Genomic DNA, 22,863 nt, shown 5'->3' on the forward strand with positions numbered 1-22,863 from the left:
GCATGCTCCTATTTAACCGAAACTGGCAGATAATGTGCCAACCGTCATTGCCCAGCCATCCACGAGTACAAACACCACCAGTTTAAAAGGGAGTGAAACAATCAAAGGCGATAGCATCATCATACCCATTGCCATGAGCACACTGGCGACAACCAAGTCGATAACCAAGAAGGGGATGAAGAGCATAAAGCCAATTTGAAAGGCGGTTTTTAGTTCACTGATGACAAACGCAGGCAAGACAACCGCAAAAGAAATATCTTCAACGTTTTGGTCGAGTGGTTCATTGGCAATACGCAGCATTTGCTCAAGAGAGCTTTGATGAGTTTGTGCCAGCATGAACTCTCTCACTGGTTTCTCTGCTACAGAGAACGCTTGTATTAGCGTGATTTCACCATTGTCATACGGTTGAAATGCGTTTTCATGAATATCGCTCCAAACAGGTCGCATGATCAGCAAGGTCAATGCCAAAGCAATCCCAACCAATACGCGGTTAGGAGGACTTTGTTGAAGACCAAGGGCTTGGCGCAAAATCGCGAGGACGACGATAATCCGAGTAAAGCTCGTTGCCATCAGAATGAATGCTGGAAGAAAACTGAGCGCCGTCATCAACAACAGAATTTGCAATTTAACGCTGTATTCTTGCTGTGTGTCGCCATCAGAAACGGACAAGATAGTTAAGCCGTTGTCTGCCGCCATGGTTGGGAAAGCAAACAAAAGTGACACCAGTACCAAAAGAGGTAACCAACGGTGCCAAGCGCTCAGATTTTTCATTGTGATGCCTACCTAAGATTATTGACCAACGCCACTCAATGCAGAGTCATGTACATCGATCAGACGAAGTCCGTACTTATCATTAACAACGACGACTTCAGCGTGACCCATTAGAGAGCCGTTTACCTTTACGTCTAAAGGCTCACCATTGAGCTTTTCAAGTTCGATAACCGTGCCTTCTCCGGCTTTCATTAAGTCCCCAAGTGGGATTTCTTTGCTTGCAACTTCCAGCGTGACAGTGACGGGAATACTTTTGAAAAAGCTAAGATCACGTTCCGCAGTTGCTGGTTCTTGTTGGAGCGTACTTTCAGCTTCAAAGTCTTCTAATTGAAAGTCGTCAAAGTTCAATTCTTCTGCGTCGAATGCATTCGTTTCTGGCGCTTCGCTCATCGCTGCGGTTCCTTATCAGGGTTAAAGATCAAAACAAGTTGGCCGTCTTGCTCAGCAATACGACCTGTAAATAAAGATTGGTTACCAATGCTGACTGGAACCGTATTAAGAAGCTCAATTGGTAAAATATCGTTAGGTTGTAAGCCAACAACGTCGCTCAACGGCATCTTCTTTTTACTTAAAACAACATTCAGTCGAACAGGCGTTGCCTCTAAAGAGCGACAGAATGGTTGGTACAAATCCGTATCGGGCTGCAGTTCAAGTTGCTCGATCAGTGTTTGAATAAGGTGGCTATCTAGTTTGAGATGAATTGAGCCTTGGTGATCGTCAAACGCGATGTTTAATTGCACGTTAATTCCAATCCCTCGGGGCGCTTCGTACTCACCCATTTCCCACATCTCACCTGGTGCAAGCCAACCAATAATGATACGACTGATTCGCTCTTGTAGGCGGAGGTCACTTGCTGTCAGTGTTGTTGCTGAACGCTCAGTGCTGGCGCCATAGAACCGATCTGCCAGTTTTATTAACGTGTGAGCATCTCCATGAACAAATACCATGCCGCCTTCTTGGTGTTGATAGGTTGACGTTTGGTCTTTATCCATTTTTATCGGTGTAAAGCGATGCAAGTCTACAGAGGTTAAGCTAGCTTCCACTTTACTCGTACTGAGCCAATTTTGTAATTCAATCGTAAGGCTGGAACAAGACTCTGAAATCAAGCCTTCAAGCTTTTCACGAATGATATGAATAGGTTTGCCTAATAATTCTACATCAAGTAGTTGAATATCAGAAATAGGCTCGCTAACTCTATTTTCCATTTATATTTTACCGTGCGTTAACAATCGAAACTGTTTTAACTTAATGGCGTGTAGTCTACACAGAAATTTTAATGATCTTTTAGTTTCAAACTCTAAGATTGTGACTTTAGTTCACATGTTGCCTTGAGCATATAGTCTTAATCTTTTAATAAAATTTAAAAAGGGTTAGTTTCCTTTATAAATTGCTTAATAAGAAAATATAAAAATATTAAGCGTTTTTAGTTGTTATTAACTTTTTAAAACCATCTTCATGGTGTAACGGCTAATTTAGATAATTAAAATATAAGACATTGTTTTTAAAGCTTAAATCTTGATTTTAAAGGTTTGGCTATGCTCTTGTGAGTATTTTGTAACCAGTTTCAATATTCAGAATAGGTAATTAACATGATTAGCTATGCCAGTTATCACGGCTTAGTGGCATATTTAATTAAATTGATAAGGTCATGGAATTGTAAGATATACATGAACCCTAACGGTTTAATAAATTGTAAAATATTTATTTTTGTCAGTTTGCTAGTGTCTAAGGTGACATATTCAGGTGAGGTTGTGACCATCCCCATGGACCTTTCAAAGTGGACATATAAAGGAAACAACTTTGAATGCAACTTATTGCACTCAAGCACGCCGTATGGGAAGTTTTATTTCCGTTCGGAACCTAACAATAAAACTTATTTTATTTCCGATATACATTATGAAAATAATAAATGGAAAACGATTGCTCTAATAAGTCAAAGTGCCCCTTGGTCTAGTGAGCTTTATAGAAAAGAGTTTGCCACCCTTGATTTTACTAAGCCATCCCAACGATTTGTCTTCAGCAAAGGTGCTGATGAACTCATGGATTCAATTGCTACTGGTAACTGGGTGACGTTGTCACTAAAGGGAAGTAATGCTTCCTCTTTGTCGGAGATTGTGATTCCGACTATTCAAATTCAAAACGCGCTCAAGTCATTTAATGCCTGTCGAGCGCGTTTGCCTAAGCTTTCGTTTTCAGAGGCACGAAATCTTGTTCTGTCTTTTGACTTTGGTCAGAAGGCGCTAAGTCGTAAGCAGCAAGAAACGCTCGCAGCGTTAAATAGCTATGTATCTGTTGATGATCGCGTGACCAAGATTTTAATTGATGGCCACACCGATAACGTTGGTTCTAGTTTGGCGAACCTTTCAGTATCACGTACTAGAGCAGAGCAAGTTGCCGAGGCCCTAGTTGAACTTGGTATTGATAAATCGATGCTCGAAACAAGAGCGCATGGTTCTCGTTACCCAATTGCCAGCAATAGTTCGACGAAGGGCCAAGCGAAAAATCGACGCGTAACGTTGCGCCTAGTTAGAGATAACGAGCGAACGGCAGTGAAACACCACCCTGATGTACAACAACAAAATCAACAAACGAAAGTTAAGGTTCAATGATGACGAAAACGAAAATTTTGTTGGTTGAGCCGAATGAAGCTCTTGCTCAACCAGTATTGGATGTGTTGCAAAATGCAGGTTACACCGCAAAACACACTCGTACTGGCCGAGGCGCATTACTTGAAGAGCGAGCAGAAATCACTCTTGTGAGCTCTACTTTACCGGATATGTGTGTCCGCGAGTTTGTTGCTTGCCACCAAAAGCAACGTAACTCTGGTGTTGTTATCGCTATTGTCGATCAAGAGCAGGGAATCTTGGCGGCTGAGACGATGAAATCGGGAGCAACCGATTATCTATTACGCCCATTTGAAGCGAATCAGCTGCTCAATTTACTGAAGCGCGTTGAAGCGTTAGGTAAGCCAATGGCCAACATTGTTGCGGAATCTTGGCGAAGCAAGCAGGTACTGCAATTGGCGCATCGTGCCGCTTGCACCAGCGCCAGTGTGTTAATTACAGGCGAATCAGGAACGGGTAAAGAAGTGCTGGCTCGATATGTGCATGAGCACTCTCCACGTATTGATGGTCCATTTGTGGCGGTTAACTGCGCCGCCATTCCAGAGTCGATGCTAGAAGCGGTTCTATTTGGTCATGTCAAAGGTGCCTTCACAGGAGCGACTAACTCTCAAAGCGGTAAGTTTGAAGAAGCGAATGGCGGGACGATTTTGCTAGATGAAATCGGTGAAATGTCCCCTGCAGTTCAAGCCAAGTTATTACGCGTTCTTCAAGAGCGTGAAGTGGAACGCGTAGGCAGCCACAAGGCGGTGAAGCTTGATATTCGTGTTATTGCGGCAACCAATAAAGACTTACGTGAAGAAGTTCAAAAAGGCACATTCCGTGAAGACCTTTATTATCGATTGGATGTTTTGCCTCTGCACTGGCCGCCTTTGCGTGAAAGAAAAGAAGACATTTTACCGATCAGCCAATTCTTTATTGAAAAGTATCAAGATAGCAGTCGCTGTCATCTATCCCAAGATGCGATCAGTGCGCTGAGTCAGTATCACTGGCCAGGCAATATTCGCGAGTTGGAAAATGTCATTCAGCGTGCATTGGTTATGCGTCATGGTGACTACATTACTGCCCATGATCTGATGCTGCCTATTGAACTTGTTGCGCCAGTTCCATCCGCTGAGCCAGCTTCAAGCTTTGGTCATGTAGAAGCGAAGAAGCAGGCCGAATATCAATTTATTTTAGAAAAATTACGTCAGTTTGGTGGAAACCGAACGAAAACCGCAAACGCGCTTGGAGTATCAACTCGAGCGCTACGCTACAAACTCGCAGCCATGCGAGAACATGGTATTGATTTACAGTCGGCACTAGGCTCGGCTGCCTAATAGGAGAAAAAATAGATGGCAAGTCAACCTACTCATGCGGTCTCGGCAGAGCAACTTATGTTGTCAAAAATGCAGGCGATGCAGGCACAAGTGCAGCCGCCAGAGTTTATCGTGAGTGCAAATCCTTTAGATCAACAATCACTAAACGCACCATTATCGTTCTCACAAGCGATGACAAATGTGTTGGATACAGTGAATCAACATCAATCAGTGGCTAGTCAAAAAATGACGGCCGTAGAAACAGGAAAAAGTGATGACCTAGTTGGTGCGATGGTCGCTAGCCAAAAAGCCAGCTTATCATTTAATGCTTTGATGCAAGTGCGCAACAAAGTCGTGACCTCATTTGAAGATATTATGAAGATGCCGGTGTAATTCATGTCAGAACTAACCCCCCAAGTCGCCGGAAATACAGCCATGACCTCCGGCTCAGCACAGACATTTTCTACTGCGAATAGCATGGACGATGTAACAACGAAGCTGAAGCAAATCTGGTCGAGTAGCCAGAGAAACCTAGTGTTATCTGCCGTACTCGCTGCGATTGTTGCGGCAATCATTGTGGTCGCTCTTTGGAGTTCCTCACAAAGCTTCCGTCCACTGTATAGCCAACAAGAACGTTTTGATATCGGAGAGATTGTCTCGGTATTAGAAAGTGAAGGTGTGAGCTACCGTATGCAAGAGCAAAATGGCCAAGTTCTTGTGCCAGAAGGCGAAGTTGCGAAAGTTCGCATGTTGCTTGCGTCAAAAGGTGTTAAAGCCAAACTGCCGACAGGTTTGGATTCGCTTAAAGAAGACAGCTCTCTCGGTACAAGCCAATTTATGGAAACGGCGCGTTACCGTCATGGTTTAGAAGGTGAGTTAGTACGCACTATCATGTCTCTGAATTCAGTGGCGAATGCGCGTGTTCACTTAGCTATTCCTCGTCAAACCTTATTTGTTCGTCAAAACAGCGAGAACCCTTCAGCATCAGTGATGCTTGAGCTGAAACCTGGCGAAGACCTCAAGTCTGAGCAAGTTGAAGCAATCATAAACTTAGTGGTTGGTAGCGTGACGGCGATGAAGCCTGAATTTGTATCTGTTATCGACCAATATGGCCGTTTACTCAGTGCAGATGTTGCTTCGGCGGAAGCAGGTAAAGTCAATGCAAAATACCTTGAATATCAAAAGAACGTTGAGAAGCAGATCATTCAACGCGCAGCAGACATGCTTACGCCAATTGTGGGTCCGAGTAACTTCCGTGTGCAAGTCGCTGCTGATATGGACTTTAGCCAAGTTGAAGAAACGCAAGAGATTTTGGATAACGCACCTGTCGTACGTAACGAGCACACCATTCACAACAACTCAGTTGACCAAATTGCGCTAGGCGTACCAGGTTCTCTAAGCAACCAACCGCCGGTAACTGGTGAAGAAGTAGAAACGAACGATAGCCAAAACACCAACGCACGCTCTGAAGTAAACCGTCAGTATGCAGTGGGGAGTAGTGTTCGTCGTACTCAATACCAACAAGGTCAAATTGAGAAAATGAGCGTGTCGGTACTGTTGAACTCGAAAGCCTCTCCGGATGGTGTTGCTTGGAGTGAAGCAGATAAAGAGCAGATTTCAAATATGATCATGGATGCTGTCGGTATTTCTGCGGCACGAGGTGACAGCTTAAGCTTGATGAGTTTCAACTTCACTCCAATTGAAATTGATGCGCCTCCTGCGCTGCCGTGGTGGCAAGACCCTACAGTACAGCAGCCAATACGTTACGTTATCGGTGGTTTGTTAGGCTTGGCGATGATCTTCTTCGTACTACGCCCATTGATCATGCACCTCACTGGCGTTGATAAGCCAGTACCAGAGTTAGACTTTGCAGAGCCGCAAGAAGAGCCTGATTACGACAACCTGCAAACGCGTGAAGAGCGTGAGCATGAAGAAGTGCTTGATCGTCGTCTATCAGAAAAAGGTATCTCAGCCTCTTCCGGTTTAGATGTAAACAGCGACATGCTGCCTCCAGCCGGTTCGCCACTAGAGATTCAACTGAAACACCTACAGCTTATTGCCAATGAAGAGCCAGAGCGCGTAGCCGAAATACTGAAACAATGGGTAAACATCAATGAACACAGTTCCATCAAAGCAGACGCTTAGTTATGTAGAACAAACCGCGCTCGTGCTATTAGGCATGGGCGAGGATGCCGCTGCGAAGGTTTTACAGCACTTTAGCCGTGATGAAACCCAGCGGGTGACTCGTGCAATGGCGAAGTTGAATGGCATTAAGAGCGATTCCGCTCGCGGCGTTATTCAAACTTTCTTTGAAGACTTTCGTGAGCACAGTGGCATTCGTGGAGCTTCTAAAGAATATTTGTCTAATACGCTACGTAAAGCATTGGGTAATGATTTGGCAAAAGGGCTGCTGAATACGCTGTATGGTGATGAAATTCGCAACAATATGCAGCGCTTACAGTGGGTAGAAGCAGAAACGCTTGCTCGTTTCATTGTGAATGAGCACCCGCAAATGCAAGCGATTTTTCTTGCCTATTTGCCAGCCGATAGCTCTTCAGCGGTGTTGAAGCACCTGCCACAAGATTACCATGACGAAATCTTGTTCCGAATTGCTCAGCTGCAAGACATCGATCATCAAGTTGCTATTGATTTGCATGAGCTCGTTGAGCGCTGCATTGAAAAAGTATCTGCAAGCCAAAGCACACCGCTATCTGGTGTCAAGCAAGCTGCTGACATCATTAACCGCTTTGAAGGTGATCGCGGGTCGTTGATGGAAATGCTGAAGTTGCATGATGAAGATGTCGTCAATGCCATTGAAGAGAATATGTTCGACTTTATGGTTCTTGGTCGTCAGCGTGAAGAAACCATGGACATGCTGGTGCAGCAGATCCCACTAGAATTGTGGGCAGTTGCACTCAAAGGTTCAGAAATTACGTTACAGCAAGCCATTAAACGTTCTATGCCTCAGCGTATGGTGAAAGCACTGGAAGACGATATGGAAGCGCGCGGGGCTGTTGCGCTAAGTCGTGTTCAAAAAGCGCGTCAAGACATCATGCAAATGGTGCGTGAGTTGGATGAATCTGGTGAAGTTCAGTTGCTTCTTTATGAAGAGCCAACGGTGGAGTAACGTCATGGTAGAGACAAAATCAAGTACGATGCGACTGCCGCCGAGTGGATACCGTTTGCACCGTTTTCCGCCTTTGGCGCAGCCTAAGGCTATAGAAGACGAATTCGGGCTAGATAACCAGGGTTGGCAAGAGCCGCAAGTTGATATTCAACAACAGCTTGAAGCCGGTTTTCAACAAGGTTTACAGCAAGGGCATGAGGAAGGCTTACGTCAAGGTATCGAGCAGGGTAAGCAACAAGGTCTGCTAGATGGGCAAAAAGAAGGCTTCCAAAAAGGCTTTGTGTCTGGTGAGCAGTCAGGAAAACAGAGTTTTCTAGAGGCGGCGAAACCCGTGAACGAGCTCTTTCATGCGCTGTCTCGCTGGCAAGACGAAAAAGAGCAACAGCAACGCCATATGATTTGTGAGCTGGTACAAAAAGTGGCTCAGCAAGTGATTCGTGCTGAGCTCACTTTAATGCCTCAACAGATCCTTGCTTTGGTGGATGAGACATTGTCTGCCATGCCAGGCAAAGCGGAAACCGTAACCGTGCATTTAAATCCGCAGGATTTAGAACGAATTACTCACATTAATGCTGATCTACCACAGTCTTGGAAACTGGTGGCTAATACGGAACTTCCGATTGGTGGCTGTCAACTAGTGACCGATGATGCAGAGGCGGATGCAAGTTGCGACTCTCGTTTAGAAGCCTGTATGGACAATGTAAAACAACACCTTTTGGATGAAGTTAGTATTCCGCAGGTAGAATCAGAGCATGAGTAATACCTTAAGCCATGAGCTATTGAGTGAGCGTTTGAGCGAAGCATTGGCTTCGCTCGATTCAATCCCTGTTGCTCGCGTGACAGGGCGCTTGATTAAAGTAAACGGCTTAATGTTACAAGCCGTTGGGTGCCGGTTTAAACTGGAGCAGCGCTGTCTCGTAGAAACCGCAGAAGGCGACATGATCGAAGCGCAAGTGGTGGGCTTTGAGCACACTATTGCTTACCTAATGCCTATTCGGCGCTTAGGTGGCTTATTTGCTGGTGCGAAAGTCATTCCTCTGGACGGTGACAGTACCGTGCAGTTAAGTGCTCAGTGGTTAGGGCGAGTGCTGAATGGTTTAGGTGAGCCGTTGGATGACGGGGCACCGCTTAAAGGGGGAGATCGTGTTTCACTTGAACCAAAACCGATTAACCCATTGAAGCGACGTCCTGTTGATACCCCACTCAACGTTGGGGTGCGCGCAATCAATGGGCTCTTGACCGTCGGAAAAGGGCAACGCATTGGCTTAATGGCGGGCAGTGGTGTCGGTAAAAGTGTTTTAATGGGGATGATCACCAAAAACACCGAAGCCGATGTGATTGTGGTCGGTCTTATTGGTGAGCGAGGCCGAGAGGTACGCGAGTTCATCGAACGAAACTTAACCCCAGAGGCGCGCAAGAAGGCGATTATCATCGCAGCTCCTGCTGATGAATCCCCGCTGATGAGGTTAAGAGCGACACTGCTTTGTCATCGCGTTTCCGAGTATTTTCGAGACCAAGGCAAAGATGTTCTGTTGTTGATGGACTCTCTCACTCGATACGCCATGGCACAGCGTGAAATCGCTCTGTCGTTGGGCGAGCCTCCGGCATCTCGCGGTTATCCGCCCTCTGTCTTCAGCGTGTTACCGCAACTCCTCGAGCGTGCGGGCAACAGTGAAAATCAGCACGGCAGCCTAACCGCAATTTATACCGTGTTGGCGGAAGGGGACGACCAGCAAGATCCTGTCGTGGATTCTGCGCGTGCTATCTTAGATGGGCATGTTGTATTATCGCGTCAACTTGCCGAGCAAGGGCACTATCCTGCCATTGATATTAATGCGTCTATCAGCCGTTGTATGAGTACCTGTACACAGGAGGCGCATAGCACGATCGCGAATAATTTCCGCCAGATGTACTCCAACTATCTTCAGGTGAAAGAACTGTTGCCGTTAGGAGGCTATCAACCGGGGCAAGATCCTGAATTAGATCAATCTGTTGCTATGTATCCAAACTTACGTGCGTATTTACAACAAGCCGCCAATGAGTCAGTGGATTACCCAACCAGTTTGACCGAGCTTGCGCAGCTTTTTCAAAGTGCTTAACCAAATGGGAGTGGTATCGTTGAGATGAAATCCAAGTTAAAAGCAGTGGGTAAGCTGCAACAAATGGAAGAAAAGCAACGTGATCGTGTGGGTCAGCAACTTGATGCCATGCGCCAACGTCACTCCCATCTTTCAATGCAGTTGGAACAATTGTCAGCATTGAAAGGTCATGCGGGACAATCAACCAGAACTGTTCCAACACTGACAAGCGCAGCACTGATGAACTTTAATCGTGTCGATCAAATGCTGCAAAAAATGCTTCGCCACCATGAGCATGAACAAGCCGTCATGCAAGCGGAATGCGCGTCTGTACAAAAAACGCTGGAGCACAAACACGCTCGTGTTCAAGGGTTAGAAAAAGTGCTCGAACGATGGCGTACTAAGCAAAATTATGAAAAAGCGAAAAAAGAGCAAAAAATAATAGAAGACATCATCAACTCTCGTGTTAAGCGCAAGATATTATGATGTCTTATCGAAGCTATTTGGAGCGCGAATAATTTCTTCGGCGTCTTAGCCAACCAAACCAGCCTCCAAGCATGATCATCCCTGCGCCAAGTGCGCCACCACTACTGCCATTGTCCTCAAAGCCAGATGTGTTGGTATCTTCTGGTTCAAAGCCGGAATCACCTTCACTATGATAATCTTCTGTGCTTGCTAAGAGGGCATTGTAACGAGTCTTCACTCCCGAACTGGTTTGGGCTTCAATCCATGTTGTGTAATTTAGAACCTCAGTAAACACACTCGGAATCGCAGCGGATTCACAAACAGAAGAACCATAGCTTACAATACCGATTTGTTGATACATTCCGTTATTGTCTTGATAGGTGAGAGGGCCACCAGAGTCACCGCTACAAATACCGGTATAACTGCGCTCAGGAAACCCATTGGCACATAAGCTTTCTTGAGCATTAAACCCGGTCACTAAAGAAGCACATTGCGCATCGGTGAGTGGTTTTACTTCCGCCCATCGCAAATAACTTGGTCCATTTTCATCGTTGGTCGAGGTTTGCCCTAAACCGAATATCTGATAAACCGATTGGCTGCTGTAATCACCAAAATCTTGCGGCAACGTAATGGATTGAACGTTGTCGGTGATCGGGTGGGTAAGTTCAAGTACGGCGATATCATTAATCCATAAATCACTAGGCTCGTAATTTGGATGAATGACGATAGAGCGAACATCTTTGAATTCTTCAACAAACACATCATTCATTGTCGGGTTTTTTACTAAAACTCGTAGATCATTGATTGTCCATCCGTCAGAAAAAACACTCGGCTCTACACAGTGAGCGGCGGTTAAAATGAAGCGGTCATTAACAATCGTGCCGCCACAGATGTTGGCAAATTGATTAGCGCCAGTTTTGTGTAGAATGAGTCGTGCGAAAAAGGGCAATTGATTTTGAGTGGCTTGCTGGCCGCCTATGATTGCCGTTGAGATGCCTTGCTCTGAATGAGCGTCTTCACTTTCAGCGACTGCACTCATGGGTACTGTGAGGCAGAGTACGCTTAACCATATTTGATACCGCTTCATAAACCATCCTTGGATGAAAAGTGCTCTTTCTAACTTTATACTAATTTTTCAATGAATGTGCTTAACAAAAGGTTTCTTTAATTGAATGATTGTTGCAACCACGAGCGCAGAAGGTGAAACGATTCCAGCTTTAGCTTGTGTGGTGGGCAAACAAAGTAAAACTGTTGGTTAGGATTAATGACGGGTTTACCCAGCTCGATTAACTGGCCATATTTGATGTCATCTTTCACAAACAAGCGATGAGTCACCAATAAGCCTAAACGACGAGTCGTCGCCTGCACGGCTTGTATCGACATATTAAAAGTGATTGTTTTTTTGCTTTTAGGTCGCAGGATGCCAGTCGCATTCTGCCACACGTTCCAGTCATTTTTTCTTCGTTCGTTAGTGACTTCAATGATGGGATACTGCTTTAACAGTTGAGCTATATTTGAGTCATTCGTCTTAGCTATCAATTCAGGGCTACACACCAAAACCAGTTCATCTTCACTGAGCTTTTCACAGTAATAATCTTGCCATTCCTCGGTGTTTCCATGCACGAGGGCAGCGTCGATACCTTCTTGCTCTAGATTAAACCTGCCAGACAGGTTTGATAAACGAACGTCTAATTGCGGAGCAAAGTCCTGCAAACTCGACATTCGCGGAATCCACCAATGCAGCGCCAAGGAATTCACCATATTAAGCGTAATACGTTGCAAGTTTTGGTCTTGGATTAGCGCTTCTGTGGCATCGACAATTTGTTCTAAAGCTGGCGCAACCTTTCGATAATATTTTTTACCGTCAGCATTAAGTTGAACTTGTCTGCCTACGCGATCAAACAGAGGTTTGTTGACCTGAGTCTCCAGTGATTTTATCGCCTGACTCACCGCCGAATGACTCACACTTAATATCTGCGCTGCTTCTGTCATGCTGCCAGATTCCGCCACAGCGACAAATGCATAGATGGATTTTAGAGGGACTAATTTACGCATATTTTAGAAACCGTAACATGATGAGAGATAAGTTAACCTGTAAGTTTTTCTTACATTAATGGTTAATATTACTCGCTATTTACAATAAGTGATATCTCATAAAATACTCCATATATTAAGGAGTATCGAATGAATGCAGTAAATAAATCTATTCTTTTCATGCTGATGTCTACGTTAAGCTTATCTGTTACTGGGTTGTTAGCAAAGCAGTTGACAGGTGAACTTTCCGTCACACTGTTTAGTTTCTTACGCTTTTTGGCTCCTGCACTTATTTTGCTTGTCTTACTTCGTTTCAAAAATCTTACCTTTCCTAAAGCTGGGACGTTAAAATCGATTTTGCTTCGCGCCTTTTGTATCGGCTTATCACAGTTGTGTTTCATCGCGTCATTACAAACGTTAACGCTGGTAGAAGGGGTGGTATTGTTTGCCACTGGCCCATTATTTATTCCTTTGGTTGAAAAGCTGTTTATGGGAGGCCACATTCGCGTTTCAACATTGGCGGCTTTAGCAATGGCGTTTACTGGAGTGGTTATGTTGGCGGGAGTTGGTGGGGAGTTTACTTGGCGCTCGGATTTATTACTCGGTCTAGCTGGTGGACTCTTCAATTCCGGCTCTCAGCTTACGCTATATAAAGTGAGTAAAACTGATATGTCGCCATTAGAAATCAACTTTTGGGCGTTTGGGTTTGCTGCCGTATTTCTGTTACCGCTAACGTTGTTTAACGACATCGATGTTTTCCTCAAAGCCAATGTGATGGAATCTACTGTTTCTTCTAATATGCTGTGGCTCGGTGTGATGTCCCTGATGATCATTAACACCCAAGTTTTCCGCTCCAAAGCGTATCAACTGGCAAGCAGCGGCTCTCAACTTGCACCACTTATTTTTACTAACCTACTGTTCACCGCGGTTTGGCAGAGTGCGTTTTTCGATGACCGAATGAGTCAAAGCCAAATTATCGGGATGAGTTTAATCGTGCTCGCAACCATACTGAACACATGTTGGGTTCGTTTTACGGCGCATCGTGGTGGTAGGTTACAAGCGAGAACTTCTTAGCCTGTCGGAAAATAGAGGATTAAGTAAGGCAAATCAGAGGTGAGGTTTGATTTTTTCTGACAATGAACTAGCGTCAAGAAAGGTTCAGGGAGAGAAATAATGCTTACGCTAAATTATTACGTTGAGATTTCAGCTACACCGCAACGGGTGTGGGAAGTGCTAACCGATGCTGAGTTATACAAACGCTGGGCACAGGCTTTCTCACCCCAGTCTCAATTTGATGGGATATGGGAAGAAGGGCAAGACATCACTTTTTTTGATCCCGATATGGGCGGAACGCGAGCGACTATCGATATCGTGCAACCGCAACAGCATCTTGAATTTCATCACATTGCTATTTTTAATCCGGATAATAGGCAGCAATTGGATGGGGATTTAGCATCTAGGTGGATTGGATCACGAGAGATCTATCAGATCGACACCAATAGTGATCGTTTGTTACTCAATGTCACCATTCATACGCACAGCGACTTTGTTTCTATGTTTAATCACGGATGGGAAAAAGCGTTGCCCCTAATAAAAGCCATCAGTGAGGAGCAAGCTTAAGTATGATACTCATCTTGGGCTGACGGTACGTCACGTGTAGGTATACAATAGCACGCAAGATAGCGCACCTAAGAGAGTGGATGATGGAATTTAAAGTTGATACCCATACACATACGTACGCCAGTGGTCATGCGTACAGCACCTTGATTGAAAATGCAAAATTGGCGAAAGAGAACGGCTTGGATATGTTCTGTACTACCGATCACGCAGAATCAATGCCGGGCGCGCCGCATTACTGGTTTTTCTCCAACCAAAAAATCCTGCCTCGATTTTTGGACGGTATCGCGATCATTCGGGGTGTGGAATCCAACATTCTTAATACCGAAGGCGACATCGATATTCCGCTGAGTGTCGATCGTAACCTAGATTGGGTTATTGCAAGTTTCCATGAACCTGTTTTTCGTCCTGCAAACAAAGAAACTCATACGGAAGCGCTCATTAATGTGATTCAAAACGGTCGTATTGATGCGCTTGGCCATCTTGGGAATCCAAATTTCGACTTTGATTTTCAGGCCGTTTTAACGTGCGCGAAAGAGCATAATGTTGCGATTGAAATCAATAACACCACGCTAAAAGGGAATAGCCGAGTGGGTAGCGTAGACCGTTGCCACGAGATTGCACAAATCGGTAAAGATCTCGGTGTCTTCTTCACAACGGGAAGTGATGCGCATTTCTGTCATGATGTTGGTAATCTGGATTTGGTTGGAGAGCTAATGGATAAAGTGGGTATCGATAGCAAAAAAGTGATTACTCACACCGCTCAGCAGTTTTTGTCTTTCTTAGCTCTGAGAGGCCGTAAGCCAATTCCAGAGTATGACGACATTCGCAACGCATAAACTTGATTACATTTTAGGTATGCACCTGGCGTAAGATTGCTTTACACTGCGACCCGGAAATACTCAACTAAGCTAGTTTGTCGCCTTTTATGGCGTGGGTTATTTGGGTAAATAAAGCCGACACAGAATTCGGCACTATAAATGGAGAAGTGAAAATGTTACGTCCTTTAGTCCTAGGGTGTGCGATTGCGTTTGGCTCAACATACGCAATGGCGGAAGCGGTTGATTTAAAACAAAACATGAAGCAGATGAAGATGGAATTCAAACAGGCGGCAGAAGCGTCGGATGTTGAAACCATGAAGTCTGCAATTGATAGCTTGCAAGCAATCGTCGAGCAATCTAAGCGCGGTAACTATCCACCAGAGAAATTCGATACCTACTTAGAAGGCTTTAATAAACTAACGGTAACGTTAGACAAGATTGAAGCAGACTTAGACGCTGGTAACCTGCAAGACGCGAAAGCACAATTACGTGAAATTGATAGCCTACGTGAAGAATACCACGACAAGCGTAACCCAAGTATTTGGAGTAAGCTGTTCGGCTAATCGCGATAAAAGCTGACAATAGAATATGAAAATAGCCTGCCGTTTTGGTGGGCTTTTTTGTGTCTGTCAATTGCGTTATTGAAGAAAAGCTGTGAGGTGGCAACCACTTATTGATCCTGTTTTTGAGCTAGCACTCAGAATTAGTTACGCTGAATGAAATTTGTTAAGTCACCGTTATGCGTAGATCAATTCCTTTTTATCGCTCCATGCTATTTGCTAGTACTCTAAGCTGGGTGCTAGTGACGCTGATGCCTGTTATCAATGCTCATGGTAACAGCATGGGCGTGTGGGCGACGCTATGCACGCTTAATGGTTTTGAATTGGTTCAAATTGAAGAAAGTGACAATGCCGTCAGCCATAAAGGCAAACCTTGTCCTTTTAGCCACTTTTCGACTTTTCATCATGATTCACTTCCAACTACACCAATACTTCCACAACTGAGCTTGGTCATTTCTGAAAGCTACACTTTTTTGGCTCTAAGTGTACGATTTGAAACGCCAGTTCCTCGTGCCCCACCAAAGTTAGCGTTGATAAACTTCTAGCGGCAAGCCATCTGGATCTTTGAAAAAGGTAAACGCTTTGCCTGTAAATTCATCGATGCGAATGGGCTCTACCTCAATTTCTCTCGTCTCTAAATATTCTTTAACATGCTCGACATCATCCACTTGAAAAGCAAGGTGGCGTAACCCCTGAGCTTCAGGAAAGCTCGGTCTCTCTGGTGCGTCCGGAAAGCTAAACAATTCAACTTGGCTGCCGTCAGATAAAGCGAGGTCAAGCTTGTAGGAGTCTCTGGCTTCATGGTAATTTTCAGCAATGACTTTTAGCCCTAACAATTCGGTGTAAAAGCGTTTTGACCTTGGATAATCACTGCAAATGATCGCAACGTGATGAATGGCATTAAACATGGTTAACCTCTTCAAACATGGCTCGTATCCTCAAGCATGGTTAGTGTCCTCGGAGACTAAATGCTCCTTAACGAAGTCGATAAACACGCGCAGGCGAGCAGGCATATATTTGGTTTGTGCATACTGCATCGCAATAGCGCCGTGGTAGTTACTCTTGATCATCCAATCCGGCAATACCTCCACCACTTCTCCTTGCTCTAACGCGTCTTTGATCACGAAGTCATGGAAGATCCCAATTCCCAAGCCAGACTTAACCCCGTTCAAGCGCATTTGAGAGTGGTTGACGGCGTAGCGTCCACTTACTGCGATCGAATGAAAGGCTTCCTCTTTAAAGAACGACCAGATGTTGTCTTTGTCGTTCTCGGCAAGGTAAATACAATCGTGCTGTTCAAGCTCGGTTGGGTGCTCAGGCATACCGTGTTTGGTGAGGTAATCTGGAGAGGCACACAAAACAAGATTGGTCTTACTGATCTCTTTGAGTACCAGGTTCTCATCGGGTTTATCGGTAAGCTTAAATGCGACATCAATACCTTGGCGGAACAGATCGATCTCACCATCTGCTGCACGCAGTTTAAGCTGAATATTTGGATAACGTTCTAGGAATGGCAATACAAACGGTTGAAGCACCGAATTAAGAAATGCTTCGGGGGCTGCCACTGTGAGTGCGCCTGTTGGCTCGGCATGATCTTCCGCTGATAGCTCAACGGCTTGCTGCGCGGCATTCACCATTGCGATGCTTTGGTCGTAAACCTTTTGCCCAGCTTGAGTGATGATCAATTTACGAGTCGTGCGCTCAAACAGTTTCACCGAGAGGGCTTGCTCTAGTCGGGTGATCAACTTACTTAAAGCCGATGGCGTCACGCCGAGTTGTTTGGCTGCAGCGGTAAAACTGCCTTCGTTTACCACTAAGATAAACGAAGCAAGATCAGGAAGTAGGGCAATGAGTTTTGGATTAACCATAATTGTTCAGTTCTGCGCAGCGGAATAACGATATTGTCTGGTACGGTTTCACGAGGTTCAAGTGTCACCGTCTCGCTTTAACGATATTTTGCCAAAAATGCATGGAGTGCAGGCAAGCCAGATTCACCAGTATGGTATTGCTGCCAACAGTGATAAATGGCCGTTTCGTGGTCTGCAATTAACTCGATAGCTTCTTGCTCAGCGGTTGAATACTGCTGTGAAGCTTTCACTTCTTCATGCCACTCTCGATACTTAACCTCATAAGGCTCCACCCACTTCAAAAGAGTCGCCACCAACTCTTGCCATGGTAAACCAATCCACTTGGTTGCATCTGCCAAGCCTTTATCCAGCATCTCGTGGTGTCGACTTTCGATATCCATGCCATCTGTCAGCAGTACAGGTCTGAGCTTTTCTGCGGTGAGCTCTTCCACTTCAATCAAGGTTTGCCACAGTGTTTGTTGTTCACTTTGGGCGTAATGGCTCAAGTAGTGGTTGAAAAAAGCGATGCCGTAGATTTCGCCATAGTAGGCAGACAGAACGTTATGAATCATGGTGAGAATAGTGATTTAAACAGGGAATTCCGCATTGTAGGAGGCGAGAGCGCGAAGTGTAAATACAAAAAGTGCTGCTGACAGAATTCGAACAGAACTTGTGAGAATTTTATGAGAATTCGATGAAGTTGCTGATAGATTTGCTCGTCATTCTTAGAGGCAAGAACGCAAAACGTTCGAAACGCAATGCTTAACCTACTCAAGTCACGAACAAAGAAGTAAAGCCGTACAGATGGGCTTGGGTAGTTCAACCCTCATTAAAGGATGGAATCACAATGAAAAAACGTACCCAGCTCGGACTCGTCATGACTTCAGTCGCTATGGCACTAGGCTCTGCATCAGTGAATGCGGCGGAATTGGAAATCACCGTGACAAACGCAACCAAAGGCATCTACTTTACGCCACTTATTGTTGCTGCACATGGCTCCGACCTTCAAATGTTCAGAACGGGTCAAGCAGCAACGCCAGAACTAGAAGCAATGGCAGAAGGCGGTGATATCTCTGGTCTTGCTAGTGTGATTGGTAACGCTGGTGGTGTGGTGGTTGAGAATCCTGCTGGTGGTATTTTGAATCCGGGTGTTGCAACCACCTTCACTTTGGACAGTGGTGACCACGGTTATCTTTCTCTGAGCGCTATGTTGCTGCCAACCAATGATGGCTTCGTCGGTCTGGATAGCTGGAAGATTCCAACGGAAGCGGGTACATACCGAGCAACGCTAAGAAGTTACGATGCTGGTACAGAAGCGAACGATGAGCTTGCGTCTAGCATGCCAAACCCACCTTTCATTACCTTTGGTACTGGCGGCACAGGCGTTGAAGCAACGGTAACTAACGATAAAGTCCACGTGCATCCGGGTAACCTTGGTGATAGCGATCCAACCGGCGGCATCAGTGACCTAGATAGCAGCAGCCATCGTTGGTTAAACCCAGTTGCAACCATCACAATCGTTGTGAAGTAAGGGGGATGTATGAAAGTCAGAATCTTACTAGTAGCAGCTTCAGTCGGTTTGCTCGCCGGTTGTCCAAGCGATGATGATAACGACATAGTGAAATCGTACCGCTACACCGTCAACGTGGCGAACTTGACTGCGAATCAACCAATGTCTCCGCTTGCGGTACTCACTCACAATGGTGACTACCAATTGTTTGAAATTGGACAAGCGGCATCTGTTGAACTTGAGCATCTCGCCGAAGGCGGCAGTAACGCTGAGCTGATTGAATTGATTAACAGCAATGACAGTGTTTACCAAGGTATTTCGGGTAATGGATTGGTGTTGCCGGGTGCAGCGGACGAAGTCACCATCACGGTTGACCCTAGTCGTTACGGTTACTTGTCTGTGGCGTCTATGTTCGTGAATACCAACGATGCCTTTGTTGGCGAAACGGGGCTATCGCTCAAATCGCTCGCAGTGGGTGAAAGTTATGAAATGAGCATGAACGTTTGGGATTCTGGCACGGAACTGAACGATGAACTTGCCGCAACCATTCCGGGCCCAGCAGGTGGCGGTGAGGGCTTCAATGCCGCTCGTAATGACAGCAATGACGTTGTTGCCTTCCATGCGGGGGTAGTTAGCCAAGATGATGGATTAGCAAACTCAGCACTCTCTGCGAACCATCGTTTCTTGAACCCAGGTGCGAAAGTCACCATCACTCGAGTCGAGTAACACAGGCTCCGATGACGTCTCCTTTCCAAAGCGCTTTATCCCTTATGGCGTCATCGGAACCTTTTTATTACCTAAGGTGATACTCGCTGAATATAGCAGTAAGGGAGCACTTGGTGATATGAAAGAAATGTTAGTTTGTTCCGGTCATGTGCAGAGTGGCTTTACGTAAGTTAGGGAAAGGATCATGGAACGACAAGCTAGCTATTTATCGGCGAAGATTTTACTGGTGGAAGATGACGATGATTTGGCAGAACTGGTTCAGATGCATCTTAAGTTTCAAGGACACCAAGTGTCGCGAGCCACAAATGTCGCCGATGCTAAAGCACAATATCAGCAACACCCCTTTGATTTATTGATCCTTGACCGAGGTTTGCCAGATGGTGATGGCCTAGACATCTGCCATTATTTGCGTCAGCAACAAGATTGGAGCCCTGTGCTTATGTTGACAGCCAGAGACGGTGAAATGGACAAGGTTGACGGTTTAGAAGCGGGAGTGGATGATTACATTACCAAGCCATTTGGCGTATTAGAATTCCAAGCGCGAGTGCGAAACGTGCTGCGCCGAGTCAGCCAAACCGCAGAAGTCAAAGTAGCAAATGAAGCCCTCGACGATGCGATGGATTTTGGTCCGCTGAGAATCATTCCGGAGTTGCACCAAGTATCCCTAAACGACAAGGATGTCACTCTTACCGCGACAGAGTTTACTTTGCTGCAGTTTCTCGCGACTCGTCCGGGCAGAGTCTACAGTAAAGATGAATTGCTCGATCACGTTTGGAACACCAGTCATTCTGGTTATCACCATACGGTGTGTAGCACCATAAACCGTTTACGCAGCAAGTTGTCTTTGTCTGATTCTGATCATCACTTCATTCAAACCGTGTGGGGTGTTGGATATAAGTTTCAACCAAGACACTAATGCAAGAAAGTAAGTCAAAACATCAAGCCAAGACAGTAGGTTGGCAGTTGTTTTCACCGTCATTGTTCAATCATCACGGGTGTTTCAGAAACACCGCTGTTTAAGGAGGCGATAGGATGAGCTTCAAATCTCGCTTGGTAGTATTTACTAGCTTGTGGTTCTGCCTCGCGGCGGTGGTGATTGCACTGACTTACAATTGGCAAAAAGAAACCATCGAGTTACGCACTAAGCAAAGTTTGCACAAAGAGCTAGCCAGCCACATGCGTGATGATAATCCGCTGATGATCGGGACGGATTACAACCCTAAAGCGCTAAAGTCGATCTTTCACACGCTCATGCTGATTGGCCCTGATTTTGAAATCTACTTCCTCGATAGCCAAGGCAATATCACCACCCATGCTGCGCCAGATGGGGCAAAGCTTATGGACTCGGTGGATCTGAACCCCATTCAGCAATTCTTAAACAACGAACCGCTTCCCATATTAGGCGAAGATCCTCGTAATCGCGGTGAACACAAAGTGTTTTCTGTTGCGGCGATAGAGGAACTAGGCTCTACGGTCGGTTATCTTTATGTGGTGATTGGCAGTACCCGACATGACGCCATTGCCAATGCGCAAGTCGATACCCCTTACATCGCGCTGGCAGGATTGGTCTTAGTGTCCATTTTAGGCTTTGCTCTCGGGGCTTATGTGCTGGTCAAACGTAGCCTATTGAACCCGATTGAGCGTGTGACCAAGCAACTTCAACAGCAAGCCGAACATGATTTTCACCTGCAACCTGACTTTACTTACCAAGTGCCGGAGCTCGTGCCGATTGCGCACTCTTATCAGATGATGGCGAAGCACATTCAGCAGCAGTTTTTACAGTTGGAGTATCAGTCTTCTCATCGCCGTCAAAGCTTATTGCAGCTCAGTCATGACTTAAAAACGCCGTTATCGAGCGTGCTTGGCTATCTGGAAACGTGGCGTTTGCAGCATCCGGGATCCGATCCGCTGATTGATGTCGCGTTCCGAAATTGTGAGAAGCTCTCAACTCAATTGCATTCTTTATTAGACGCCGCGCGTAAAGAGGAACCAATGCCAAACTACGAATACCGCCCCATAGATCTTGGCGCGTTGATGGCAGAATGTGCCGAGACGATGCAGAGCCAGTTTTCTCGTAAAGAAGTGGTGTTGAAAGTGGATATCGATAGCGAGATTCAAACTGTGGGTGATAAAGGACTCTTAGAGCGGTTGGTATTGAACCTGCTTGAAAATGCGTTGCGCCACAGCCCAATCGGCTCGGAAGTGCATTGCCAAGCGCATTTGAGTGAGGATAAGTCGCGAATCCTGTTCACTTTTGTCAACCGAATTGATAAAGATGCCGTCGGTGGCGCATTAGGAATTGGTACAAAGATAGTGCAGTCAATTTTAATGTTGCACCACAGCTACTTAGAGACGTGTGAGACGGACACTGAGTATCAACAAAAATTCGCACTTCTCGCTACTTGAGGAGAAGCGCGAATTTGGCTTATCGAATGACTACTTAATAACGCCACATACAACGCGCGCACCGCCGCCGCCTAATTTAGCAGGATGGTCGGAATGATTGTCACCACCAGCATGAATCATTAATGCTCGGCCTTTTAAATCTGATAATTTTAGGCGAGGCGCGACAACGGGCTGATTAGCATTGCCATCCATGTCCACGTAGAGTGGAGGCAGGTCGCCTAAATGATTGTCATCGGTCCAAGGGTAGCCATGTTTCCCTGTGTTGCTGGGGTCATAGTGACCACCTGCTGCACCGCCAAGGACGGTTTTGCCATTCTTCTCCGCGCTATCGCACGATGGATTGGTGTGAACATGGAAACCGTGCACCCCTGATGACAAACCTGATAACTGAGGCATAAATACCACGCCATAGTCACTTTGTGAAATCTCAATGGTGCCAGCGCTTTTCTTGCTGTTGAGATCGGTCATCGCTACAGTCTGCGCAAGTACGTTAGGAGCGGCTACGAGAGTGGCAGCAACTGAAATGCATAGCAATCCTTTTAACATGGGACTTCCTTCTTTTTGGTTGTACGCTCAAGCACATATTAGTGAAAACTTCTCTTCCTTATGTCTGTTGAGCGGTGGGTTTATGTCAGAGAGTGATGTGTCTCACTCTATGGTCTTAAACTGGTATCTATCTGCGAAACCAGTTCTCCTTTATTAAGACTTAACATATTGAGATTGTTCAGATATAAAAAGAATAGACGTCAATCAAAAAATAGCCTGAATATTTTTAAATTAACGCAAAGTTAAATTTTTAATGACTTTATAACAAAGCTCATAATTGTTTTATAAAGAAGTTGTCGGAATTGTCTTCTATAAAAAATAATCAATTTAATGAATATTTTAATGTGAATATGGTTGTTTATAGGTTTGTGGTCAAACTGTTGCTTATATCATCAAATAAGATAAAAAATTGGAACTAAAGTCACTTAATAGCAGA

26 protein-coding genes are annotated in these 22,863 nt (G+C 45.3%); 17 read left to right on the forward strand and 9 right to left on the reverse strand.

The annotated features are described in order from the left end of the window. Positions 1–12 precede the first annotated feature (12 nt). From fliP to ACZ5ZC_RS04385, 3 genes are read right to left on the reverse strand one after another with little or no spacing between them, the layout of a single operon-like run. On the reverse strand, positions 13–771 hold the full coding sequence (gene fliP / locus ACZ5ZC_RS04375) for a flagellar type III secretion system pore protein FliP (RefSeq protein WP_005398045.1): 759 nt from the start codon (positions 769–771) through the stop codon (positions 13–15). 18 nt (positions 772–789) lie between these two features. Then, entirely contained in the window at positions 790–1,161 is a 372-nt protein-coding gene (fliN, locus tag ACZ5ZC_RS04380) for a flagellar motor switch protein FliN (RefSeq protein ID WP_005398044.1), read from the reverse strand. Then, the gene (locus tag ACZ5ZC_RS04385; RefSeq protein WP_005398043.1) at positions 1,158–1,976 is read right to left on the reverse strand and encodes a FliM/FliN family flagellar motor switch protein; all 819 of its coding nucleotides are present in this window, start codon (positions 1,974–1,976) and stop codon (positions 1,158–1,160) included. The genes fliN and ACZ5ZC_RS04385 overlap by 4 nt, the downstream gene beginning before the upstream one ends. Before the next feature lie 384 nt (positions 1,977–2,360). Here ACZ5ZC_RS04385 and ACZ5ZC_RS04390 point away from each other — a divergent pair, with 384 nt between their 5' ends. Genes ACZ5ZC_RS04390 through fliJ form a run of 8 tightly spaced genes read left to right on the forward strand, consistent with a single transcriptional unit; the run spans position 2,361 to position 10,381 of the window. Beyond that, a complete protein-coding gene (locus tag ACZ5ZC_RS04390) occupies positions 2,361–3,380 on the forward strand; it encodes a MotY family protein (protein ID WP_053808281.1) in 1,020 nt (339 codons plus the stop codon). Further along, positions 3,380–4,711: a sigma-54 interaction domain-containing protein gene (locus ACZ5ZC_RS04395; protein WP_006741978.1), complete on the forward strand. Its 1,332-nt coding sequence runs from the start codon at positions 3,380–3,382 to the stop codon at positions 4,709–4,711. Before ACZ5ZC_RS04390 ends, ACZ5ZC_RS04395 begins: the two co-directional genes overlap by 1 nt. Before the next feature lie 15 nt (positions 4,712–4,726). Further along, positions 4,727–5,083 carry a flagellar hook-basal body complex protein FliE gene (gene fliE, locus ACZ5ZC_RS04400; RefSeq protein WP_005375045.1) on the forward strand — a complete coding sequence of 119 codons (357 nt, stop codon included), beginning with the start codon at positions 4,727–4,729 and terminating at the stop codon, positions 5,081–5,083. 3 nt (positions 5,084–5,086) lie between these two features. Next, positions 5,087–6,835 carry a flagellar basal-body MS-ring/collar protein FliF gene (fliF, locus tag ACZ5ZC_RS04405; RefSeq protein ID WP_031780427.1) on the forward strand — a complete coding sequence of 583 codons (1,749 nt, stop codon included), beginning with the start codon at positions 5,087–5,089 and terminating at the stop codon, positions 6,833–6,835. Next, complete coding sequence (locus tag ACZ5ZC_RS04410) at positions 6,804–7,817, forward strand: flagellar motor switch protein FliG (RefSeq protein ID WP_005394839.1); 1,014 nt, start codon at positions 6,804–6,806, stop codon at positions 7,815–7,817. Before fliF ends, ACZ5ZC_RS04410 begins: the two co-directional genes overlap by 32 nt. Before the next feature lie 4 nt (positions 7,818–7,821). After that, positions 7,822–8,577 (forward strand): flagellar assembly protein FliH, encoded by a 756-nt coding sequence (gene fliH / locus ACZ5ZC_RS04415; protein WP_005394841.1) that lies wholly within the window; start codon positions 7,822–7,824, stop codon positions 8,575–8,577. Beyond that, positions 8,570–9,916 (forward strand): flagellar protein export ATPase FliI, encoded by a 1,347-nt coding sequence (gene fliI, locus ACZ5ZC_RS04420; protein WP_005394843.1) that lies wholly within the window; start codon positions 8,570–8,572, stop codon positions 9,914–9,916. Before fliH ends, fliI begins: the two co-directional genes overlap by 8 nt. A gap of 24 nt (positions 9,917–9,940) precedes the next feature. Continuing rightward, positions 9,941–10,381, forward strand: a complete 441-nt coding sequence (fliJ, locus tag ACZ5ZC_RS04425; RefSeq protein ID WP_005394844.1) for a flagellar export protein FliJ — start codon at positions 9,941–9,943, stop codon at positions 10,379–10,381. A 13-nt stretch (positions 10,382–10,394) separates the two neighbouring features. Here fliJ and ACZ5ZC_RS04430 read toward each other — a convergent pair whose 3' ends face one another. Both ACZ5ZC_RS04430 and ACZ5ZC_RS04435 read right to left on the reverse strand, forming a co-directional pair. Next, positions 10,395–11,399, reverse strand: a complete 1,005-nt coding sequence (locus tag ACZ5ZC_RS04430) for a S1 family peptidase (RefSeq protein ID WP_253652390.1) — start codon at positions 11,397–11,399, stop codon at positions 10,395–10,397. 125 nt (positions 11,400–11,524) lie between these two features. Continuing rightward, positions 11,525–12,415 carry a LysR substrate-binding domain-containing protein gene (locus ACZ5ZC_RS04435; protein WP_005394847.1) on the reverse strand — a complete coding sequence of 297 codons (891 nt, stop codon included), beginning with the start codon at positions 12,413–12,415 and terminating at the stop codon, positions 11,525–11,527. 129 nt (positions 12,416–12,544) lie between these two features. Between ACZ5ZC_RS04435 and ACZ5ZC_RS04440 the strand changes: the two genes are divergently transcribed. The 5 genes from ACZ5ZC_RS04440 to ACZ5ZC_RS04460 all read left to right on the forward strand — a co-directional run bounded on the left by ACZ5ZC_RS04440 (position 12,545) and on the right by ACZ5ZC_RS04460 (position 15,937). Further along, positions 12,545–13,468, forward strand: a complete 924-nt coding sequence (locus ACZ5ZC_RS04440) for a DMT family transporter (protein WP_167427766.1) — start codon at positions 12,545–12,547, stop codon at positions 13,466–13,468. Positions 13,469–13,567: 99 nt separating this feature from the next. Then, positions 13,568–14,014: an SRPBCC family protein gene (locus tag ACZ5ZC_RS04445; RefSeq protein ID WP_464931416.1), complete on the forward strand. Its 447-nt coding sequence runs from the start codon at positions 13,568–13,570 to the stop codon at positions 14,012–14,014. An 83-nt stretch (positions 14,015–14,097) separates the two neighbouring features. Continuing rightward, the gene (locus tag ACZ5ZC_RS04450; protein ID WP_046876136.1) at positions 14,098–14,850 is read left to right on the forward strand and encodes a phosphatase; all 753 of its coding nucleotides are present in this window, start codon (positions 14,098–14,100) and stop codon (positions 14,848–14,850) included. 155 nt (positions 14,851–15,005) lie between these two features. Beyond that, entirely contained in the window at positions 15,006–15,395 is a 390-nt protein-coding gene (locus tag ACZ5ZC_RS04455; protein WP_005394852.1) for a cytochrome b562, read from the forward strand. A 176-nt stretch (positions 15,396–15,571) separates the two neighbouring features. After that, on the forward strand, positions 15,572–15,937 hold the full coding sequence (locus ACZ5ZC_RS04460) for a hypothetical protein (protein ID WP_104970459.1): 366 nt from the start codon (positions 15,572–15,574) through the stop codon (positions 15,935–15,937). Here the strand turns inward: ACZ5ZC_RS04460 and gloA2 are convergent. The 3 genes from gloA2 to ACZ5ZC_RS04475 form a co-directional block, all read right to left on the reverse strand. Next, positions 15,917–16,300 (reverse strand): SMU1112c/YaeR family gloxylase I-like metalloprotein, encoded by a 384-nt coding sequence (gene gloA2 / locus ACZ5ZC_RS04465; RefSeq protein ID WP_054866841.1) that lies wholly within the window; start codon positions 16,298–16,300, stop codon positions 15,917–15,919. The genes ACZ5ZC_RS04460 and gloA2 overlap by 21 nt on opposite strands. 30 nt (positions 16,301–16,330) lie before the next feature. Next, entirely contained in the window at positions 16,331–17,260 is a 930-nt protein-coding gene (locus tag ACZ5ZC_RS04470) for a LysR family transcriptional regulator (RefSeq protein ID WP_042601221.1), read from the reverse strand. 77 nt (positions 17,261–17,337) lie between these two features. Then, positions 17,338–17,811 carry a hypothetical protein gene (locus ACZ5ZC_RS04475; protein ID WP_054866842.1) on the reverse strand — a complete coding sequence of 158 codons (474 nt, stop codon included), beginning with the start codon at positions 17,809–17,811 and terminating at the stop codon, positions 17,338–17,340. 275 nt (positions 17,812–18,086) lie between these two features. Here ACZ5ZC_RS04475 and ACZ5ZC_RS04480 point away from each other — a divergent pair, with 275 nt between their 5' ends. The 4 genes from ACZ5ZC_RS04480 to ACZ5ZC_RS04495 all read left to right on the forward strand — a co-directional run bounded on the left by ACZ5ZC_RS04480 (position 18,087) and on the right by ACZ5ZC_RS04495 (position 21,881). Beyond that, positions 18,087–18,770, forward strand: coding sequence for a spondin domain-containing protein (locus tag ACZ5ZC_RS04480; protein ID WP_054866843.1), 684 nt, complete (start codon positions 18,087–18,089; stop codon positions 18,768–18,770). A gap of 9 nt (positions 18,771–18,779) precedes the next feature. Next, the gene (locus ACZ5ZC_RS04485; RefSeq protein ID WP_054866844.1) at positions 18,780–19,475 is read left to right on the forward strand and encodes a spondin domain-containing protein; all 696 of its coding nucleotides are present in this window, start codon (positions 18,780–18,782) and stop codon (positions 19,473–19,475) included. A 184-nt stretch (positions 19,476–19,659) separates the two neighbouring features. Then, positions 19,660–20,391, forward strand: a complete 732-nt coding sequence (locus ACZ5ZC_RS04490; RefSeq protein WP_464931417.1) for a response regulator transcription factor — start codon at positions 19,660–19,662, stop codon at positions 20,389–20,391. A 116-nt stretch (positions 20,392–20,507) separates the two neighbouring features. Next, positions 20,508–21,881, forward strand: coding sequence for a sensor histidine kinase (locus ACZ5ZC_RS04495; RefSeq protein ID WP_464931418.1), 1,374 nt, complete (start codon positions 20,508–20,510; stop codon positions 21,879–21,881). A gap of 30 nt (positions 21,882–21,911) precedes the next feature. On the opposite strand, the gene ACZ5ZC_RS04500 is transcribed toward ACZ5ZC_RS04495, so the two are convergent. Next, a complete protein-coding gene (locus tag ACZ5ZC_RS04500) occupies positions 21,912–22,427 on the reverse strand; it encodes a superoxide dismutase family protein (protein ID WP_005394862.1) in 516 nt (171 codons plus the stop codon). Positions 22,428–22,863: the final 436 nt, after the last annotated feature.

It is taken from the genome of Vibrio sp. JCM 18905 (assembly GCF_055393305.1).

Coding starts and splice junctions, on each gene's coding strand:
- ACZ5ZC_RS04455 (WP_005394852.1), top strand. CDS start 15,006: ATGTTACGTCCTTTAGTCCTAGGGTGTGCGATTGCGTTTGGCTCAACA.
- ACZ5ZC_RS04410 (WP_005394839.1), top strand. CDS start 6,804: ATGAACACAGTTCCATCAAAGCAGACGCTTAGTTATGTAGAACAAACC.
- ACZ5ZC_RS04480 (WP_054866843.1), top strand. CDS start 18,087: ATGAAAAAACGTACCCAGCTCGGACTCGTCATGACTTCAGTCGCTATG.
- ACZ5ZC_RS04490 (WP_464931417.1), top strand. CDS start 19,660: ATGGAACGACAAGCTAGCTATTTATCGGCGAAGATTTTACTGGTGGAA.
- fliI (WP_005394843.1), top strand. CDS start 8,570: ATGAGTAATACCTTAAGCCATGAGCTATTGAGTGAGCGTTTGAGCGAA.
- fliJ (WP_005394844.1), top strand. CDS start 9,941: ATGAAATCCAAGTTAAAAGCAGTGGGTAAGCTGCAACAAATGGAAGAA.
- ACZ5ZC_RS04485 (WP_054866844.1), top strand. CDS start 18,780: ATGAAAGTCAGAATCTTACTAGTAGCAGCTTCAGTCGGTTTGCTCGCC.
- fliP (WP_005398045.1), bottom strand. CDS start 771: ATGAAAAATCTGAGCGCTTGGCACCGTTGGTTACCTCTTTTGGTACTG.
- ACZ5ZC_RS04495 (WP_464931418.1), top strand. CDS start 20,508: ATGAGCTTCAAATCTCGCTTGGTAGTATTTACTAGCTTGTGGTTCTGC.
- ACZ5ZC_RS04450 (WP_046876136.1), top strand. CDS start 14,098: ATGGAATTTAAAGTTGATACCCATACACATACGTACGCCAGTGGTCAT.
- ACZ5ZC_RS04445 (WP_464931416.1), top strand. CDS start 13,568: ATGCTTACGCTAAATTATTACGTTGAGATTTCAGCTACACCGCAACGG.
- gloA2 (WP_054866841.1), bottom strand. CDS start 16,300: ATGTTTAATGCCATTCATCACGTTGCGATCATTTGCAGTGATTATCCA.
- ACZ5ZC_RS04435 (WP_005394847.1), bottom strand. CDS start 12,415: ATGCGTAAATTAGTCCCTCTAAAATCCATCTATGCATTTGTCGCTGTG.
- ACZ5ZC_RS04430 (WP_253652390.1), bottom strand. CDS start 11,399: ATGAGTGCAGTCGCTGAAAGTGAAGACGCTCATTCAGAGCAAGGCATC.
- ACZ5ZC_RS04475 (WP_054866842.1), bottom strand. CDS start 17,811: ATGATTCATAACGTTCTGTCTGCCTACTATGGCGAAATCTACGGCATC.
- ACZ5ZC_RS04385 (WP_005398043.1), bottom strand. CDS start 1,976: ATGGAAAATAGAGTTAGCGAGCCTATTTCTGATATTCAACTACTTGAT.
- ACZ5ZC_RS04395 (WP_006741978.1), top strand. CDS start 3,380: ATGACGAAAACGAAAATTTTGTTGGTTGAGCCGAATGAAGCTCTTGCT.
- ACZ5ZC_RS04470 (WP_042601221.1), bottom strand. CDS start 17,260: ATGGTTAATCCAAAACTCATTGCCCTACTTCCTGATCTTGCTTCGTTT.
- fliH (WP_005394841.1), top strand. CDS start 7,822: ATGGTAGAGACAAAATCAAGTACGATGCGACTGCCGCCGAGTGGATAC.
- ACZ5ZC_RS04440 (WP_167427766.1), top strand. CDS start 12,545: ATGAATGCAGTAAATAAATCTATTCTTTTCATGCTGATGTCTACGTTA.
- fliE (WP_005375045.1), top strand. CDS start 4,727: ATGGCAAGTCAACCTACTCATGCGGTCTCGGCAGAGCAACTTATGTTG.
- fliF (WP_031780427.1), top strand. CDS start 5,087: ATGTCAGAACTAACCCCCCAAGTCGCCGGAAATACAGCCATGACCTCC.
- fliN (WP_005398044.1), bottom strand. CDS start 1,161: ATGAGCGAAGCGCCAGAAACGAATGCATTCGACGCAGAAGAATTGAAC.
- ACZ5ZC_RS04390 (WP_053808281.1), top strand. CDS start 2,361: ATGATTAGCTATGCCAGTTATCACGGCTTAGTGGCATATTTAATTAAA.
- ACZ5ZC_RS04460 (WP_104970459.1), top strand. CDS start 15,572: ATGCGTAGATCAATTCCTTTTTATCGCTCCATGCTATTTGCTAGTACT.
- ACZ5ZC_RS04500 (WP_005394862.1), bottom strand. CDS start 22,427: ATGTTAAAAGGATTGCTATGCATTTCAGTTGCTGCCACTCTCGTAGCC.